The sequence below is a fragment of the Actinomadura formosensis genome (assembly GCF_050948385.1).
Taxonomy (GTDB): domain Bacteria; phylum Actinomycetota; class Actinomycetes; order Streptosporangiales; family Streptosporangiaceae; genus Spirillospora; species Spirillospora formosensis.
The window spans coordinates 3,374,298-3,390,119 of sequence record NZ_CP192011.1 but is presented as its reverse complement, the minus strand read 5'-3'; the positions used below and the strand labels follow the sequence as shown (position 1 = coordinate 3,390,119).

General features: G+C 74.4%; 14 protein-coding genes. 9 read left to right on the top strand and 5 right to left on the bottom strand.

Annotated elements, in window-relative coordinates; translation table 11 throughout:
- Positions 1 to 59 precede the first annotated feature (59 nt).
- From meaB to ACQP1N_RS15910, 3 genes are read right to left on the bottom strand one after another with little or no spacing between them, the layout of a single operon-like run.
- On the bottom strand, positions 60 to 1,043 hold the full coding sequence (gene meaB / locus ACQP1N_RS15920; RefSeq protein WP_067803156.1) for a methylmalonyl Co-A mutase-associated GTPase MeaB: 984 nt from the start codon (positions 1,041 to 1,043) through the stop codon (positions 60 to 62).
- Positions 1,040 to 3,253 (bottom strand): methylmalonyl-CoA mutase, encoded by a 2,214-nt coding sequence (scpA, locus tag ACQP1N_RS15915; protein ID WP_433232175.1) that lies wholly within the window; start codon positions 3,251 to 3,253, stop codon positions 1,040 to 1,042. Before scpA ends, meaB begins: the two co-directional genes overlap by 4 nt.
- Entirely contained in the window at positions 3,250 to 5,073 is a 1,824-nt protein-coding gene (locus tag ACQP1N_RS15910) for a methylmalonyl-CoA mutase family protein (protein WP_433232172.1), read from the bottom strand. The genes scpA and ACQP1N_RS15910 overlap by 4 nt, the downstream gene beginning before the upstream one ends.
- 207 nt (positions 5,074 to 5,280) lie before the next feature.
- On the opposite strand from ACQP1N_RS15910, the gene ACQP1N_RS15905 reads away from it, so the two are divergent.
- The 8 genes from ACQP1N_RS15905 (at position 5,281) to ACQP1N_RS15870 (ending at position 11,846) form a co-directional block, all read left to right on the top strand.
- On the top strand, positions 5,281 to 5,490 hold the full coding sequence (locus tag ACQP1N_RS15905; protein ID WP_067803164.1) for an HGxxPAAW family protein: 210 nt from the start codon (positions 5,281 to 5,283) through the stop codon (positions 5,488 to 5,490).
- A gap of 18 nt (positions 5,491 to 5,508) precedes the next feature.
- Positions 5,509 to 5,691: a hypothetical protein gene (locus ACQP1N_RS15900; protein ID WP_067803167.1), complete on the top strand. Its 183-nt coding sequence runs from the start codon at positions 5,509 to 5,511 to the stop codon at positions 5,689 to 5,691.
- Positions 5,692 to 5,826: 135 nt separating this feature from the next.
- A complete protein-coding gene (locus ACQP1N_RS15895; RefSeq protein ID WP_067803171.1) occupies positions 5,827 to 6,915 on the top strand; it encodes a carboxylate-amine ligase in 1,089 nt (362 codons plus the stop codon).
- A 207-nt stretch (positions 6,916 to 7,122) separates the two neighbouring features.
- Positions 7,123 to 7,524 carry an ATP-binding protein gene (locus ACQP1N_RS15890; protein ID WP_084263246.1) on the top strand — a complete coding sequence of 134 codons (402 nt, stop codon included), beginning with the start codon at positions 7,123 to 7,125 and terminating at the stop codon, positions 7,522 to 7,524.
- A gap of 75 nt (positions 7,525 to 7,599) precedes the next feature.
- Positions 7,600 to 8,049 (top strand): hypothetical protein, encoded by a 450-nt coding sequence (locus tag ACQP1N_RS15885; protein ID WP_067803177.1) that lies wholly within the window; start codon positions 7,600 to 7,602, stop codon positions 8,047 to 8,049.
- A gap of 332 nt (positions 8,050 to 8,381) precedes the next feature.
- Positions 8,382 to 9,158, top strand: a complete 777-nt coding sequence (locus tag ACQP1N_RS15880; RefSeq protein WP_067803180.1) for an SAM-dependent methyltransferase — start codon at positions 8,382 to 8,384, stop codon at positions 9,156 to 9,158.
- Positions 9,159 to 9,272: 114 nt separating this feature from the next.
- Entirely contained in the window at positions 9,273 to 10,568 is a 1,296-nt protein-coding gene (locus ACQP1N_RS15875; protein WP_165488386.1) for an acyltransferase family protein, read from the top strand.
- Positions 10,569 to 10,670: 102 nt separating this feature from the next.
- Positions 10,671 to 11,846: a PucR family transcriptional regulator gene (locus tag ACQP1N_RS15870; RefSeq protein WP_131732662.1), complete on the top strand. Its 1,176-nt coding sequence runs from the start codon at positions 10,671 to 10,673 to the stop codon at positions 11,844 to 11,846.
- A gap of 39 nt (positions 11,847 to 11,885) precedes the next feature.
- Here the strand turns inward: ACQP1N_RS15870 and ACQP1N_RS15865 are convergent, their stop codons facing one another.
- Together ACQP1N_RS15865 and ACQP1N_RS15860 are read right to left on the bottom strand one after the other, a co-directional pair.
- A complete protein-coding gene (locus ACQP1N_RS15865; protein ID WP_067803189.1) occupies positions 11,886 to 12,848 on the bottom strand; it encodes a DMT family transporter in 963 nt (320 codons plus the stop codon).
- Complete coding sequence (locus ACQP1N_RS15860) at positions 12,848 to 14,908, bottom strand: phosphatase PAP2 family protein (RefSeq protein ID WP_433232165.1); 2,061 nt, start codon at positions 14,906 to 14,908, stop codon at positions 12,848 to 12,850. The genes ACQP1N_RS15865 and ACQP1N_RS15860 overlap by 1 nt, the downstream gene beginning before the upstream one ends.
- Positions 14,909 to 15,173: 265 nt before the next feature.
- On the opposite strand from ACQP1N_RS15860, the gene ACQP1N_RS15855 reads away from it, so the two are divergent.
- A complete protein-coding gene (locus ACQP1N_RS15855; RefSeq protein WP_131732663.1) occupies positions 15,174 to 15,776 on the top strand; it encodes a TetR/AcrR family transcriptional regulator in 603 nt (200 codons plus the stop codon).
- Positions 15,777 to 15,822: the final 46 nt, after the last annotated feature.

Sequence of the window (15,822 nt, the reverse complement as noted above, 5' to 3'; positions counted from 1 at the left end):
TACCGGATCCCGGCCCGCCGCGACCGGGGCCCCGGGCAAACCCGTGCCGCGAACCGGGGTCAGCCGTCCCCCCGGAACGCCGCCAGGATGCGATCGGCGGCGAGCGCCGGGGTGAGCGTCCCGTCGGCGACCTCCTGCTCCAGCCGCGGCGCCAGCCTCCGGACGCCGGGGTGCTCGCGCAGTTCGGTGAGCAGCCGGTCGCGCACCATCGCCCACGTCCAGCCGACCTGCTGGCGGCGGCGCCGGGTCTCCAGCTCACCGGACGCGCGCAGCCGGTCCTGATGCCCGACGATCTCGGCCCAGACCTCCTCCAGGCCCGTTCCCTCACGGGCGCTGCAGGTCAGGACGGGGGTGGCACGGGCGCGCTCGTCGCTGCGCAGCATCCGCAGGGCGCCCGACAGCTCGCGCGCGGCGCGCTTTGCCGCCATCGTGTACTCACCGTCCGCCTTGTTCACGGCGATGACGTCGGCCAGTTCCAGCACGCCCTTCTTGATCCCCTGAAGCTGGTCGCCGGTACGGGCGAGGGTGAGGAACAGGAAGGAGTCGACCATCTCGGCGACGGTCGTCTCGGACTGGCCGACGCCGACCGTCTCCACGAGGACGATGTCGTATCCGGCGGCCTCCATCACGACCATCGCCTCGCGGGTGGCCTTGGCGACACCGCCGAGCGTCCCGGCCGTGGGCGAGGGGCGGATGAACGCGTTCGGGTCGGCCGAGAGCCGGTGCATGCGGGTCTTGTCGCCGAGGATGCTGCCGCCCGTCCGGGTCGACGACGGGTCCACGGCGAGCACCGCGACCTTGTGCCCCTCCCCCGTCAGGCGTGTGCCGAGCGCGTCGATGAACGTGGACTTGCCGACCCCGGGCACACCGGTGATCCCGACACGCCGGGCGTTCCCGGCGTGCGGGGTCAGCTCCACCAGCAGCTTCTGCGCCAGCTCCCGGTGATCGGGACGGGTCGACTCGACAAGCGTGATCGCCCGCGCGATCCACGCCCGCGACCCGTCCAGCACCCCGGTGGCGTAGTCGTCGAGGCCCGGTTTCACTGTGCGGCGTGCCCCAGCCTGGCGGTCAGCTCGTCCAGCAGGCCGAGCGCCGCGTCCGCGAGGACGGTGCCGGGCGGGAAGACCGCGGACGCACCGGCGGCGCGCAGCTCGGCCACGTCGCCGGGCGGGATCACCCCGCCCACGACGATCATGATGTCGTCCCGGCCGAGCGCCGCCAGCTCCTCGCGGAGCGCCGGCACCAGCGTGAGATGGCCGGCGGCGAGGGAGTTGACGCCGACGACGTGCACGTCCGCCTCGACGGCCTGCCGGGCGACCTCGGCCGGGGTCTGGAACAGCGGGCCCACGTCGACGTCGAAGCCGAGGTCGGCGAACCCGGTCGCGATGACCTTCTGGCCGCGGTCGTGGCCGTCCTGCCCCATCTTGGCGACGAGGATGCGGGGACGGCGCCCCTCGGCGTCCTCGAACGCGGCGGTCGCGGCGCGCGCCCTCTCGATGCTCCTCACCTGCCCGGCCTCTTCCCGATACACACCGGAGATCGTACGGATCTGCGCCGCGTGCCGTCCGTACGCCTTCTCCAGGGCGTCGGAGATCTCGCCGACGGTGGCCTTGGCGCGGGCCGCGTCGATGGCGAGCGCGAGGAGGTTGTGCTCCAGGCCGTGCGGGCGCGTGCCGTTCTCGGCGGCCTCGGCGGCGCGGGTCAGCGCGTCCAGCGCGGACAGCACCGCGGTCTCGTCGCGTTCCTCGCGCAGGCGGCGCAGCTTGTCGATCTGCTGCGCCCGGACGGCGGCGTTGTCGACCTTGAGGACCTCGATCTCCTGCTCGGTGTCCGGGCGGTACTTGTTGACGCCGATGACCGGCTGCCGCCCGGAGTCGATGCGGGCCTGGGTGCGGGCGGCGGCCTCCTCGATGCGCAGTTTGGGCAGCCCCTCGTCGATCGCCTTCGCCATGCCGCCGGCCCGTTCGACCTCGGTGATGTGGCCCCAGGCACGGCGGGCCAGGTCGTAGGTGAGCCGCTCGACGTAGGCGCTGCCGCCCCACGGGTCGATGGTCCGGGTCGTCCCGGACTCCTGCTGCAGGACGAGCTGGGTGTTGCGGGCGATGCGGGCCGAGAAGTCGGTGGGCAGGGCCAGGGCCTCGTCCAGCGCGTTGGTGTGCAGCGACTGGGTGTGGCCCTGGGTGGCGGCCATGGCCTCGATGCAGGTGCGGGCGACGTTGTTGAAGGCGTCCTGCGCGGTGAGGGACCAGCCGGACGTCTGCGAGTGCGTCCGCAGCGACAGCGACTTGGGGTTCTTCGGCTCGAACGTCTTCACCAGCCGCGCCCACAGCAGCCGGGCGGCGCGGAGCTTGGCGACCTCCATGAAGAAGTTCATGCCGATCGCCCAGAAGAACGACAGGCGCGGCGCGAACGCGTCGATGTCCAGGCCCGCCTCGCGTCCCGCGCGGATGTACTCGACGCCGTCGGCCAGGGTGTAGGCCAGCTCCAGGTCGGCCGTGGCCCCGGCCTCCTGGATGTGGTAGCCGGAGATCGAGATGGAGTTGTACTTCGGCATCCGCTGCGAGGTGAACGCGAAGATGTCGGAGATGATCCGCATCGACGGCTGCGGCGGGTAGATGTAGGTGTTGCGGACCATGAACTCCTTGAGGATGTCGTTCTGGATGGTCCCCGCCAGCGCCTCCGGCTTCACCCCCTGCTCCTGCGCCGCGGCGATGTAGAGCGCCAGGACGGGAAGGACGGCGCCGTTCATCGTCATCGACACGCTCATCCTGTCCAGCGGGATCCCGTCGAACAGCTGGCGCATGTCGTAGATGGAGTCGATCGCCACCCCCGCCATGCCGACGTCACCGGAGACGCGCGGATGGTCGGAGTCGTAGCCGCGGTGGGTGGCGAGGTCGAACGCGACCGACAGGCCCTTCTGCCCGGCCGCGAGGTTGCGGCGGTAGAAGGCGTTGGACTCCTCGGCGGTGGAGAACCCGGCGTACTGCCGGATCGTCCACGGCTGCGTCGCGTACATCGCCGGGTAGGGGCCGCGCAGGTACGGCGCGATGCCCGGAAGGGTGTCGAGGAAGTCGAGCCCGGCCAGGTCGTCGCCGGTGTAGAGGGGCTTGACGCCGATGCCCTCGGGCGTGTCCCAGGTCTGGGCGTCGGGGTCGGCGCCGGTGGCGTCGGCGACGGCGGCGCGCCAGCGTTTGGCGGCCTCGTCGGCGGGGGGCGCCGTCCCGAGCTCGATCTCGGTGAAGTCGGGGATCATTCGCTCACTCCCAGATCGTGGAGGGTGGTCTCCAGGACCCCGACCGCGTCGCATCCCGCGTGCACATGGTCGTCGACACCCTCGTAGGTTCCCTTACCCGCGAGCCAGACCTTCACCGCGCCCGCCTCGCGCAGAATCCGCGCGGCGTCCGCGGCCCGTTCCTCGTACAGCCGGTCACTGGAGCAGATGCACGCGACGGCGGCGCCGGACGCCCCGAACTCCTCGGGGGCGCCGCCGACCGTCTCGATCCCGCCCGCCTGGAAGAGGTTCGCGGCGAAGGACGCGCGCGCCGTGTGGACGGCGATGGGCCCGAGCGTCGCCAGGAACACCCGGGGACGGGCGCCGGTGGCCGCGGCGTGGGCGTCGGAGCGGTCGCGGAGGGCCTCGAAGTCCTGCGCGTACGTGACGACCGGGAGGCCGCCGCCGGGTCCGGGCGGCGCCTCGTCCCGCTCGGGCAGTGTCTCGGCGAGGTTCGGGAACTCGCTGACGCCGGTGAGCGGCGCCCTGCGCCGGGCGATGTCCCCGCGGCGCTTCGCCCAGGTCGCGGCGAGCCGATCGGCGACGAGGCCCGAGTCGAGCGCGGCGGCGAGGCCCCCGGCCTTCTCGATCTCGGTGAACCATGTCCAGGCGGCCTGCGCGAGTCCCTCGGTGCGGCTCTCGGCGTACCAGGAGCCGCCGGCCGGGTCGACGACGCGGGCGAGGCTCGACTCCTCCAGCAGGAGGGTCTGGGTGTTGCGGGCGATGCGGCGGGCGAAGCCGTCGGGGAGCCCGAGGCGGGCGTCGAACGGCTGGACGGTGACCGCGTCGGCGCCGCCCGTCCCGGCCGCGAACGCCGCGATGGTGGTGCGGAGCATGTTCACCCACGGGTCGCGGCGCGTCATCATCGCCGCCGACGTCACCGCGTGGATCCGCGCGGCCGCCCCCTCCGCGGCGCCGCTGACCTCGGCGACCCGCGTCCACAGCCGGCGCATCGCGCGGAGCTTGGCGATCGAGCCGAACTGGTCGGCGTTCACCGCGAGACGGAACTCCAACTGCCCGAACGCCTCGTCCACACTCAGCCCGGCGCCGGTCAGGGCGCGCAGGTAGCCGACGCCGGCGGCGACGGCCGCGCCCAGTTCCTCGGCGTCGGAGCCGCCCGCGTCGTGGTACGGGGTGCCGTCGACGGTGATCGCGCGCAGCCTCGGAAACTCGCGCACGCACCGGACGGCCAGGGCGGCGGCCTCGTCCATCGATCCGGGGGCGCCGGTGCGCGCCGCCAGCCCGAGCGGGTCGGCGCCGAGGTTCCCGGACGCGTCCGCCGCGTTCCCGCGCTCGGCGGCCAGCGCGAGGAAGACCTCCGCGGCCTCCGCCGTCGCGGCCCCGGCGTCCAGCACGACGGGCGCGAGGTCGAGCAGGACGCCGCGCAGCACGTCCGGCAGGGCGCGGACGGGCACGCCGCCGTCGCCGAGCCGCAGCCAGACGGACGTGACGCCGTTCTCCAGGTCGGCGAGGATCGCCTCGCGGGTCACCGCCGGATCGGGGTGCGCGTGCCGCTGCCGGACGTCCCATCCGGCGACGCCCTCCCCCTCGGGACGCACCTCGCGCACGTAGGGGGCGAGACCGGGGCGTCCCGGCGGGGCCTCGTCGCGCGTGTAGAGCGCGGCGATCGGCACTCCGTCGTACGACACACGGGTCAGCAGACCCTCGATCTCGTCGAGGGGGGTGTCGTCGGTCGCCGCGCCGGACCTGCGCAGCACCCCCTTCACCATCTCCCGCCACCGGCCGCGTTCGGCCGGGGGGAAGGCGGCGGCCAGTTCGAGTTCCTCAGGCGGCACCGTCATGTAACGGATCGTAGGTGAGCGGGCGAATCCCGTTCGAGACCGGGTCCCGCTGACCAGAACGCGGCGGGCGGCGTTCCCGGTCCCGGTCCCGCGGCATCGTGCCGGGACGATCTACGAGGTACCCCGGAAAGCTCCATGGCTAGGAACGTTGCTAGAGTTCGGCGTCGTACAGCCCCACCGGATCCTGTGTAGAGGGAAGACCAACGCATGTCGACTGGCAGCCACGCCGGGCGCCCGAAGTCCTGGGTCGCCGTGGCCATCATCTTCATCGGGTTCGTCGTCGGCGGCGTCGGCATCGCCATGGGCCCGAACTGGGCCGTGTTCGGGGTGGGCGCCGCGGTGACCGTGATCGGCGGCATCGTCGCGCTGGCCGTCGACATCATGACGGACGTCATCGTCGACGAGCCCCGGCAGTAGCCGCGTCCGGTGGCACCGATGTTCGGCCGTCCCCCCATCGAGGAGCGAATCGCGGCGCGGCAGCGCGAGCGGGGCGAGCTCAAGCCGGGAAGCGTCTTCCCGCACGGGCCCGCCAAGATGCTGTTCTTCTTCGGCCTCGGCGTGGTCGTGGTCACGCACCTCATCGCGCTGTCGATGTACTTCCTGGACACCGGCCCCTGATCGGCGGGTCAAAAGACGGCCAAGCGACGTCCCCGTCGCGGTTTCCGGTCCGTCCACCAGGTGCGATCGCGGCGGTGGCCAAGTACCGTCGAAGGGACGTGGCCGCCTGCGTCGCCCCCGATCCCGAGGTGGTGGATGGCCCTGCGATTCGGAATCGAGGAAGAGTACTTCGTCGTCGATCCCGTCTCCCGGGAGGTCGTTCCCCGTGCCGCCGCCGTCGTGCGGCGGGCCCGCGCGGCGCTGGGCGAGCGCACCTCCACCGAACTGGTCGAGTTCCTCGCCGAGGCCAAGACCTCGCCGTGCGACGACCTGGACAAGCTGCGTGAGCAGATCCGGTCGATGCGGGCGGCGATGGCGGCCGCGGCGGCGGCGGAGGGCGTCCGGCTCGCCGCGACCGGGACGCCCGTGCTGGGCGCGGTGGTCCCCCCGCCGATCGGCGCCGGCGCCCGCTACGCCGAGAGCCTGGCCGTCTACCGGGGGCTGGACGACGAGCAGAGCATCTGCTCGTGCCACGTCCACGTCGAGATGCCCGACCGGGAGCACGCCCTCCAGGTCGGCAACCATCTGCGGCCGTGGCTGCCGACGCTGCTGGCGCTGGCGGCGAACTCGCCGTACTGGGCGGGACGCGACACCGGGCACGCCTGCTGGCGGGTGATGGCGTGGGCGCGGTGGCCGGTGGCGGGGCCGCCGCCGTTCTTCCGGTCTGCCGCGCACTACGACGACCTCGTTGCGACGCTGCTCGGCTGCGGCGCCCTGATGGACACCGGGACGGTCTTCTGGGACGTCCGCCCGTCGGCGCGGCTGCCCACGCTGGAGATCCGGCTCGCCGACGTCGCCCCGACCGCCGGTGACGCCGCCGTGCTCGCCGCGCTGATCCGGGCGCTGGTGCAGGTGTCGTCCCAGGCGGTGGACGCCGGGGAGCCGGCGCCCGACCCGCCGCAGGAGATGCTGCGCGCGGCCTACTGGCTGGCCGCGCGGGACGGCCTGGCCGGGCGGGGCGTGGAGGTGTGCACCGGCCGCCCTGCCGGCTTCCGGGAACTGGCGGGCGACCTGCTGGCGCACGTCCTGCCCGCGCTGGGCGACACCGGGGACCTCGCGTTCGTCACCCGGGGCGTCCGGCGGCTGCTCGCCGGCGGAACGGGAGCCGAGCGGCAGCGCGCCGCCTACCGCCGCCGCGGCCGGCTGACCGACGTCGTCGACGCGGCGCTGCTGCGGGACCGGTGAGCCGCGGGCGGGCCGCCGCTCCAGAAATACGGCTTTCCCCTTTTCAACCGTTTTCGCCGGTGCCCCACGGGTACCACCGACCTGAGCCGGGCAGTGCCCGGCCACGGGGGATGTACGCACGGGTCCGTCCCGCACGGCCGCTCGCGGGGCGCCCACCCTCGATCGGATACAGGTGAGTGCAGCGACTCGGGACGGAGCGGCCGCGAGATGAGTCTCAGGGAACCGGGCGTGCCGCCCCGGAACCCGTTCTCCCACCCCGCGCTCTTCTACCGCGACGACACCGAGTACCTCGCCGGGACCATCCCGTTCATCCTGGCGGGACGCGCGGCGGGCGAGCTGGCCGCGAACTCCTGCCTGCACGGCGGCGGGGGCGGCACCGCGCGGCTGTGGTCCGAGGACGGCCAGGTCGTCTGCGAGGTCCGCGACGCCGGGACGATCGTCGACCCGCTGGCCGGGCGCCGCCCCGCGTACCTGAGCCCGCACGGAGGCCGGGGCATCCTCCTGGTCAACCACCTCGCCGACCTCGTCCGCGTCCATACCGGCCCGGACGGCACCGCGATCCGCGTCTACCTGCGCAAGCGGGCCGGGCGGCCGACGGCCGAGTCTTGACCCGGCGGCAGGTGTAGCGGACGGACGGCGGGAATGATGCCTGCGCCCGAACTCTCCCGATCGATGTGAGGAACGATGCGTTTTCTCGCCCGTGCTCACCAGATGCCGGCCAGGCTGGCCGCGGGGGCGTTCGTCCTGAACTCGGGCCTGTCGAAGCTCCGGGCCCTGGACGAGTCGGCCGAACAGACCCACGGCATGGCCAAGACCGCCTACCCGTTCCTGGAGTCGCAGGACGCGCGGGTCTTCACCCGCAACCTCGGCCGGACCGAGGTGGCGCTCGGCACCGCGCTGCTGGTGCCCCTGGTGCCCTCGCTGCTCGCGGGCGCGGCGCTCACCGCGTTCTCCGCCGGGCTGACCGGCCTGTACCTGCGGATTCCGGGCATGCGCGAGGAGGGCGGCATCCGTCCCACCCAGCAGGGCATCGTGCTCGCCAAGGACACCTGGCTGGTGGGGATCGGCTGCACGCTCGTCCTGGAGGAGCTGTCCCGGCCGCGCACCGAACGCCGCCGCCGCCGCTGCGCGTGACCCGGACGGGGTCGGCGAACCGCTCTCCACAAGAGATCGACTTCATTGGTCATGGTGCTGTCATGTCCGGAAGCGGCCACCGGGCGCGGGCGTTCGCGCGACGGGACGCGGGCATGGCGGCGGCCCGTTCTTCCGCCCCGTTCCTGATCTCCCCCGCCGAGGACTCCCGTCCCGGTGGCACGCCGCCAAACACGGCTGGCCGAATGCGGTCATGATGCGGGCGCCGTCCGGACGGCTCGGCCGGCCCCGGTTTCCCCGCGCCCGGCTGGGCCGCCTACCGTCGGGAAGGAGCCATTGCACTCCCCTCCGGTGAAGGCGATAGGTGACCACCGATGACCATGGCCGAGACACGGGCGGCGGAGACCCCGCTCGCCCTGCACAGGCCGGGTCCGGCGCGCGTCCAGGACTACCTCCTCGGCGGGAAGGACAACTACTCCGCCGACCGCCGTCTCGCGCACCGGATCCTGGACGTCCTCCCCCAGTCGACCGAGACGGCCCGCGCCGCCCGCGGCTTCCTCGCCGAGGCGGTCCGGCTGCTGGCCGCACGGGGTCTGCGGCAGTTCCTCGACCTCGGCTGCGGCCTGCCCAGGGACGACAACCTGCACCAGATGGCCGCCCGTCACATCGGCGGCACCCGCGTCGTCTACATCGACCACGACCCGCTCGTCATCGCGCACGCCCGCGCGCTGCTGCTCGACGGCGGCAACATCGCGGCGCTGCGGGCCGACCTCCGCGACCCGGACTCGATCCTCGGCAGTCCCGAGGTGCGCAGGCTGATCGACCCGGCCGAGCCGGTGGCGCTGGTGCTCTCCTCCGTCCTGCACTTCCTGCCCGCCGCCCGCGACCTCGTCGCCGGCCTCGCCGCGCCGGCCGCGCCGGGCAGCGCCCTCGTCGTCTCGCATCTCACCGCCGACTTCGCCCCCGCCGCGGTCGCCGAGGCCGCGCACCTCTACCGGGAGGCGAGCGGCGTCCCGGTGCATCCGCGCGGCGGCGCCGAGGTGACGCGCCTGCTCGGACCGTTCCGCCCGCTGCCGCCCGGGGTGACCCCGCTCACCGGCGGGACGTCCCCGAGCGCTCCGCTCATGTACGGGGTCGTCGCCGTCCGCTGAGCCGCCCACCGGCCTGTGGGGTTGGTCACAGCCGACGGCGACAAGGGGCTTTTCCCCGAAAAAATCTCATTTGGGGTTAGAAAAGGTAACGGTCCGGCCCCTATGGTGGCCCGGATGCCGACGAATCCCCTGACTCCCACGGAATCGACCATCGGTGCTCCCCCGGAACGCGCCTCCCGGATGGGCTGGCTGGACGCCCTGCGCGGACTGGCCGCCCTGGTGGTGGTGTTCGAGCACTCCCTGGACGTGCTGCTCCCGGAGATACGCAGAACGGCCAGCCCATGGTTCGATTTCGGCCGGTACGGGGTGTTCGTGTTCTTCCTCGTCAGCGGCTACGTCGTGCCGTTCTCGCTGGAGCGGCGCGGCAGCGTCCGGCGATTCTGGGCCGGGCGGTTCTTCCGCCTGTACCCCGCCTGGTGCGTGTCGCTGACGCTGGCACTGGCGCTCGGGGCGGCCGGCCTGTCCTACGGGCTGCCCCCCGCGCTCGGCGAGCGTCCCTGGGCGTCCGCCCTCGCGCACCTGACAATGCTGCAGGATCTGCTGGGCGTGCCGAACGCCGTCAACGTCCTCTGGACACTGTCGTACGAGATGGTCTTCTACCTGCTCATCACGGCGATGTTCGTCGCCGGCGTACACCGCTCCAGCGCCCGCGCCGCGCTGGGGTTCGGGATGGGCGCGGCGATCCTCGGCGTCGTCCTGCCGTCCGGGCTGCTCGCCTCCCGATGGCCGGCCGGGACGGTCCTCATCGCCGCATCGCTGCTGGCGGGCGGCCTGGCCGCCATGCTCAGCCACCGGCGCGCGGCGCGGCGGGCCGGCGTCGCGGTCGTGGCGGTGCCGGTGCTGGCGCTGCTCGTCCTCAACAGCCGCATCGGTGCCATCGAGAGCCTGTGCATCATCGCCACGATGTTCGCCGGGACGGCCGTCCGCGGCATCCAGGAGGGGCGGCTGCGCCGCCGGCCGACCGTGGCGATGGTCGCGGCCGTGCCCGTCCTCTCGCTGGTGGCGGGCATGCGCGCCCCCACCTCCTGGGCCCTGTACGCCAACCCGAACCCCCTCGGCCCGGACTGGTCCACCGCCGTGGCCGCCGCGTGGCTGACGTTCCTGGCCGGGCTCGCGCTCCGGCACCGCGCCATGCCCCGGTTCCTCGTCTGGCCGGGGCTGGTCAGCTACTCGCTCTACCTGCTGCACCCGCTGGTCATCCAGCTGATCTGGCACGTCGCCGGACGCGACCCGGGCCACCTGCCCGGCGCGGTGCGCGCGGGGTGGGGTGTGGTGCTGGTCGCGGCCGTCCTCGGGTCGGCGGCGTTCACGCACCGGTACGTCGAACGTCCGGCGCAGCGGTTCGGACGGCGGCTGACGGCACGGCACCGCGCCGCCCCGGCGGCCGTCCCGCAGCCCGCCCGGACCTGACCTGACCGGCGGTGACCGTGGGGCGGGTGGTGACAGCGTTCACCTTCTTGCTTAGGGTGAGGCCGGTTCGCCCCCCGCCCCGAGCCGCCGAACGGATACCGGATGACATCAGGGCCCATGCCCGCCGAGCTGCCCGAGCTGCTGCGGCAGCACCTCCAGGCCGCCGTCGCCGAGATGGAGCGGGAGATCCGCGACCAGGTCCCGGAGTACGCGGGCGACGGCGGCGACTACGCGAAACGGGTGGAGCGGACGGTCAGCGCCACCGTCGCGTTCTTCGTCGACTCCGTCGACCACCCGAACGCCGACGCGCGCAAGCTGACCGAGATGTACCTGCGGCTCGGCGAGGAGGAGGCCCGGCAGGGCCGCAGCCTCGACCCCCTGCAGAACGCGATGCGGGTGAGCAGCCAGGTCGCGTGCCGGCGGTTCATCAAGGACGCCTACCGGCTCGGCTGGTCGCGGGAGACGCTCGGCCGGCTGACCGACTCGCTGTTCATGCTGCTGGCCCGGGTCTCCGACGCCGCCGCGCAGGGGTACGCCCGCCAGCAGGGGCGGCTCGCGACCGAGCGGGAGCACCGCCGCGAACGGCTGCGCGACCTGCTGATCGCCGAGCCGTCGCCCGGCCGGGAGGCGATCACCGCGCTGGCGGCCGCGGCCCGCTGGGAGCCGCCGAAGAGCATCGCCCTCGTCGCGCTGCCGGCCGGGGCTCCCGCGGGCGCGCGCATCCTGCCGCCCACCGTGCTGGCCGCCTGGGACGCGCCGCTCCCGTTCCTCGTGGTACCCGACCCGGAGGGCCCAGGTCAGGACCGGCTGCGGCCGGCGCTGCGCAGGCTCGGCACGGCCGCGATCGGGCCGACCGTGCCGCTCGACCGGGGCGCGGTGTCGCTGCGCTGGGCCCGGCACGCACTGACGCTGGCCGAGCGGGGCCTGCTGCCGTGCGACACGCCGGTCCGGTGCGTGGACCACATCGCCTCGCTGGCCACGTTCGCCGCGGACGAGCTGGTCGGCGCGACCGCCGAGGCCGTTGTCGGGCCGCTGCTGGCGCTGCCCCCGGCGCGCCGGCAGCCACTCGCCGAGACGCTGCTGACCTACCTGCAGTGCGGCGACAACGCGGTGATCGCGGCGGAGCGGCTGCACATCCACGAGCAGACCGTCCGGTACCGGCTGCGCCGTATCGCCGAGCTGACCGGCGGCCGGTTCTCCGGGCTGGACGGGCGGCTCGACCTCATGCTGATGCTGAGCTGGCTGGTGCGGTCCGGCCGCGCCGAGCGGACCGCCTAGCCCCGGTGAGCCCGCCGAGCAGGAGCGCGCGTCGGGTGATCAAGAGGGGGGTCCTTCCCGGCAGGGTCGGTCGGGGGGTTGGACGCCGCGGAGCGGGCGGAGGTTCTCTTCGCGTCCGGCGCGCGGGTCGGGCCGGCGCTCGCCCGCCCGTGCGGTGTGCGCGGACCGCGACAGCAGCGCCACCCCGGCGGTCAGCAGCACGGCGCTGACCGAGACGGCGGTGAACGCCGCGGCGGTCCGGGGCGGCAGCGTCGCGAACGCGAACGCGGCCACCAGGTAGGACGCGATGGGGTTGGTCATCGTCATCGCGGTCATCGCGGCGGGCAGCGCCCCGGCGGCGAACGCCCGCTGCTCCAGCACCAGCCCGAGCAGCGTGCTGCCCGCGAGCGCGTAGCCCGGCCAGTCGGCGGCGGTGGCCGCGACACCGCGGTCGACGAGGTCGGCGGTGGTGAGCTTGATCAGCACGGCGGTGGCCGCGAAGCACAGCCCGGCGCACACGCCGAGCAGCGCCGCCCGCACCGGCCCGGCGCGCAGCCACGCCGCCCGGGACAGCACGGCGACGAGCGGCGCGGCGATCAGGCCGGCGATGAACAGCCGGGACCGGGACGGCTCGCCCTCCGGCGGGATGGCCCCCGGCACCGTGAACAGGACGGCGAGACCCGCCGACACGGCGGCGCCGCCGAGCAGGTCCGTCCGGGCCGGGCCGCGGCCCGTGCCGACGGTGCCGAGGGCGATCGTGAAGACCAGCTGGGTGACCAGCAGCGGCTGGACGAGGGCGGTGGAGCCGAAATGCAGCGCGGTCGCCTGCGCGCAGAAGCCGGCCAGGTTCACCCCCCACCCGGTCAGCCATACCGGGTCGCGGACGAGCCGGCGGATCAGCCCCTGCGCGGCGCTCGCGTCCGAGCCGCCGCGCACCACCCGCCGCGCGGCCCGGTACTGCAGCGCCGCCGCGGCGGCGAACAGGAACGCGGCGAGCAGGCTGAAGCCGACCGACCAGGCCATCAGGCCGTGCCGCTCTGCGCTCCGCTGCCCGTGGGGACGGCCGCGGCCAGCCGCTCGAACGCGCGCAGCAGGCCGCCCGGGAACCCGGCGCTCTCGGGCAGCACCCGCGGCTCGGCGGTCACCGACACGTGCAGCGCCCCGTTCCAGCTCAGCGCGCCCACCGCGAACGGCACACCGCCGGCGAGCGGCAGGATCGGGTGGACGTCCCCGAGCGGCGCGCCCGCCAGCGACATCGGCAGCGGCGGTCCCGGCATGGTGGACACGATGCCGCCGAAGGACCCGGCCCGGTGGATGCCGCGCGCGGCGCGCGCGTGCAGCGGCGGCGGCAGCGCGCCCATCAGCCGCAGCACGGCGGTGCCCGCCACCGCCCGGCCGGATCCGCGGCGCCGCTCCGCCGCGTCGTGCACGGCCGCGAGCCGGTCCCGGACGGGCATCCGGCCGACCGGGACGTCCAGCCGGAGCACGGCGGTCAGGTTGCCGGGCACGGCGGTGCGGCCCCGGCCGGGCGGCGCGGGGGCGCGCAGCGTCATCGGGACGGCGGTGCGCAGCGGCCGGCCGTCCACCCGTTCGCCGCGCCGTTCCAGCACGTCCGCGACGAGCTCGCCGACCAGCGCGAGGAGCACGTCGGCGACTGCGACACCGGCCGCGCGGGCGACCGCCCGGACCCGGTCGAGCGGCAGCGTGGCGGTGCCGAAGGCGCGTTCCGGGCCGAGCGTCCCGGTGACCGAGACGGTCCGGGCGGTGCCGTCGAGGCCGAGCAGGACCAGGCCGGGCAGGACGGCGGCGGCGCGGCGGAGCCCGCGGGGGCCGCGCACCGCCGCCTCCGGCAGCGCGGGCTCCAGGAGGGCGCGCAGGATGTCGATGACGCCGGTGCCGTCCACGAGGGCGTGGTGGAACAGGACGACGGCGGCGTCGGGGCCGCCCTCGCGGCGGACGAGGAAGAACCGCCACGGCGGCCGGTCGCGGTCCAGCGGCTCGGCGATCAGCCGGGCGACGAGGCCGTCCAGCGCGCGCCGTCCGCCGGACGCCGGCAGGTCCACCTCCTGGACGTGCCGGCGCAGGTCGACGTAGCCCGCCTCCACCCAGCGCGGGCGCCGGAAGGCCCCGCCGGAGCGGACCCGCTGCGTCAGCCGCGGCAGCCGGGGCAGCCGCTCGGTGATGAGGGCGCGCACCCGCTCGGCCGGCGGCCCGGGCCCGGCGAACTCGGCGACCCCGCCCACGACCTGCGGGACGTCCCGGCTCTCGACGTACAGGAAGAAGGCGTCGGCGGCGGCCATCCGCTGCTGCCGTCCCGGCCACGGCGGGTCGTCCCGGCGGCCTCGCAGCAGGCCGGCGCGCACCCGCTCGGCGACCGCCGCCGCCGGGATGAGCAGCAGCCCGCCCGGGATGTCCACCACGTAGTGCGCGGACGTCGCGACGATCACCAGCCCCGTCACCGCGAGGTGCGCGGCGCAGAGCCAGGTGAAGAAGGCACCGCACCGCGCCCGGACCGCCGCCACCCCGATCCACGCGACCCAGCCGATGTGCAGGCTCGGCATCGCCGCGTACGGGTTGGCGCCCGCCGACACCATCCCGGTGCCCCACGTGGCCGGCGGATGGTGGTGCGCGATGATGTCGGCGTACCCCTCCCCCGGCAGCAGCCTCGGCGGTGTCGTGGGCCAGAGGGCGAAGCAGCAGATCGCGATCAGCGTCACGAGGATCAGCATGTTGCGCGCCCACGCGTAGACGGGGCTGCGCCGCCACCACAGCCAGCCGAGGAACCCGAAGGTGCCGATCACGTACGTGGTCGCGTACTCCCAGGCGGCGACCGCGCCCAGCCATCCGTGCCGGACGAGCAGGTCGTTCAGCGGACGCTCGGCGTCCAGCCGGGCCCACCGCTCGAACTCCAGCAGCGCGCGCCCGTGCGCGTCGCTGGCCGCGCGGTCCCCGCTGAAGGCGTGTGTGAAGACCAGGTAGACGACCAGGACTCCCAGCGCGGTGACGATCTCGCGGGCGGCCGCCGCGGCCCGCCCCCCGGCCTCGTCGCCGGTTCCGGCCGCGACCGGCTCGCCCCCGATCACGACGCCCCTCCCGCATCGCGCATCGCTCCACCCCCCCACCGATCATCCTCCCCACGATCGGCCCGGGCGACCATGAACCACCGGTTCCTTTCACTCCTACCCCCGGTCCGGCGCCTTGGCGCGGTCGCCGCCGCCGGCATCGCCGCCGGCGCGGACGTCCCGATACGCGCCGTGCCCGTGCCGCCGGTAGGCTGTCGGCGATCTACGGGCGGCCGCACCGGGGCGGCGCGAGGCCCCCGGGGCATTCCCGAACGGAGGTGGAGTCATGACGCAGGCGCCCGTAGGCCGGCTACCCGGCACCCTGCCACTGCCCGACCGGCTGCTGGCCGTGGCGACCCGCATGTTCGCCGAGAAGGGCTTCGAGAACACCTCGGTCCAGGAGATCGTGAACGCCACCGGCGTCACCAAAGGGGCCATGTACCACTATTTCGGCTCCAAGGACGATCTCCTCTACGAGATCTACCACCGGCTCCTCGGCCTGCAGATGTCCCGCCTGGAGCAGATCGCCGACGGCCCCGGCACCGCCGAGGAACGCCTCCGCGCCGCCGCCGTCGACGTCCTCAACACCTCGTTCCTCTACCTGGACGACTTCACGGTGTTCTTCCGCTCCACGCACCTGCTCTCGCGCGACCGCCGCGAGGCCGTCCGCGCCGAACGCCGCCGCTACCACGAACGCTTCCGGGCCCTCGTCGAGGAAGGCCAGCGTGAGGGCGGCTTCCGCACCGCCACCCCCGCCGACATCGCCGTCCACTTCTTTTTCGGCACCGTCCACCAGATCGGCGTCTGGTACCGCCCCGGCGGCACCCTGAAGACCGAGGCCATCAGCGACCACTACGTGGACCTGTTCCTCAACGGGCTCAAGAGCTGACCCGGGGGACGGGAACGGCCCGCGTGGCCGGCGGCCACGCGGGTGC

Excerpts from the sequence above, each read along its gene's own strand:
- ACQP1N_RS15900 (WP_067803167.1), top strand. The coding sequence starts at position 5,509 with ATGTTCGGCCGTCCCCCCATCGAGGAGCGAATCGCGGCGCGGCAGCGC.
- ACQP1N_RS15895 (WP_067803171.1), top strand. The coding sequence starts at position 5,827 with ATGGCCCTGCGATTCGGAATCGAGGAAGAGTACTTCGTCGTCGATCCC.
- ACQP1N_RS15885 (WP_067803177.1), top strand. The coding sequence starts at position 7,600 with ATGCGTTTTCTCGCCCGTGCTCACCAGATGCCGGCCAGGCTGGCCGCG.
- ACQP1N_RS15870 (WP_131732662.1), top strand. The coding sequence starts at position 10,671 with ATGACATCAGGGCCCATGCCCGCCGAGCTGCCCGAGCTGCTGCGGCAG.
- ACQP1N_RS15890 (WP_084263246.1), top strand. The coding sequence starts at position 7,123 with ATGAGTCTCAGGGAACCGGGCGTGCCGCCCCGGAACCCGTTCTCCCAC.
- ACQP1N_RS15865 (WP_067803189.1), bottom strand. The coding sequence starts at position 12,848 with ATGGCCTGGTCGGTCGGCTTCAGCCTGCTCGCCGCGTTCCTGTTCGCC.
- ACQP1N_RS15905 (WP_067803164.1), top strand. The coding sequence starts at position 5,281 with ATGTCGACTGGCAGCCACGCCGGGCGCCCGAAGTCCTGGGTCGCCGTG.
- ACQP1N_RS15875 (WP_165488386.1), top strand. The coding sequence starts at position 9,273 with ATGCCGACGAATCCCCTGACTCCCACGGAATCGACCATCGGTGCTCCC.
- scpA (WP_433232175.1), bottom strand. The coding sequence starts at position 3,253 with ATGATCCCCGACTTCACCGAGATCGAGCTCGGGACGGCGCCCCCCGCC.
- ACQP1N_RS15910 (WP_433232172.1), bottom strand. The coding sequence starts at position 5,073 with ATGACGGTGCCGCCTGAGGAACTCGAACTGGCCGCCGCCTTCCCCCCG.
- ACQP1N_RS15880 (WP_067803180.1), top strand. The coding sequence starts at position 8,382 with ATGACCATGGCCGAGACACGGGCGGCGGAGACCCCGCTCGCCCTGCAC.
- ACQP1N_RS15855 (WP_131732663.1), top strand. The coding sequence starts at position 15,174 with ATGACGCAGGCGCCCGTAGGCCGGCTACCCGGCACCCTGCCACTGCCC.